General features: G+C 44.3%; 1 protein-coding gene and 1 riboswitch. The gene reads left to right on the top strand.

Annotated elements, in window-relative coordinates; all coding sequences use genetic code 11:
• The first annotated feature begins 110 nt into the window (after positions 1–110).
• Positions 111–267, top strand: a riboswitch (yybP-ykoY riboswitch).
• A gap of 47 nt (positions 268–314) precedes the next feature.
• Positions 315–899: a manganese efflux pump MntP gene (gene mntP, locus PSI15_RS18205; protein ID WP_273584753.1), complete on the top strand. Its 585-nt coding sequence runs from the start codon at positions 315–317 to the stop codon at positions 897–899.

The following is an 899-nucleotide window of genomic DNA, read 5'->3' as shown; positions in this document are numbered from 1 at the left end:
GCCGCAAGGGAGATAATAAAAAGAGCAATAGCATAACGATAAGCATTATCATTTTGATATTTGAAATAGGGCGAAATACTTTTTGCCTTTTAGGCTAAATATGATATCGTCCGCTACAGTCATTGGGGAGTAGCCTGTTCCAGAAAATCGCTGGAATATTCGTATCAACATGCTCGTTTGAAATAAAACGTGGTACGAATGCCTAAAGAACCTATACGGGTATAAATCGGTTGGCAAGACCATAGACACATAACAGCGCCATAGGTTGGGGGTGCGTTGTGTGTATATGGAATCACCCAGCCGAGGCTATTTTGATGAATCTCTACGCAACACTTATTCTCGCGCTCGCCCTTTCGATGGATGCTTTTGCCGCTGCCGTAGGAAAAGGCGCCGCCCTGCACCGACCTAATTTTCGCGAAGCTATCCGTACCGGTATTATTTTTGGTTTAGTCGAAGCCTGTACTCCCTTAATTGGTTGGTCATTGGGCCTGTATGCCAGCCAATATATTATGGAATGGGATCATTGGATTGCCTTTTCCTTACTGCTGATCCTTGGCTGCCGAATGATCATCGAGAGTTTCAAGCGGGAGCCTGAAATTTCCCGTAAGGCCACGCCTCAACGCCACAGTTCAACGACATTAGTCTTTACTGCCATTGCCACCAGTTTGGATGCGATGGCAATCGGTGTCGGGCTTGCTTTCCTGCAAGTTGATATTCTTCACACCGCGATGACAATTGGTCTTATGACGATGATTATGGCGACATTAGGCATGTTAATTGGTCGCTATATTGGCCCGCTATTAGGTAAGAGAGCCGAATTAATTGGGGGATTGGTTTTAATTGCCATTGGCTTCAATATATTATTCGAACACCTTAATTTATTTATGTATGCGGAATAA

Origin of the sequence: Xenorhabdus sp. PR6a (assembly GCF_028599065.1) — a bacterium.
GTDB classification, from domain to species: domain Bacteria; phylum Pseudomonadota; class Gammaproteobacteria; order Enterobacterales; family Enterobacteriaceae; genus Xenorhabdus; species Xenorhabdus doucetiae.
Note: the sequence above shows the minus strand (reverse complement) of the source record. Positions and strands in the feature narration are given on the sequence as shown.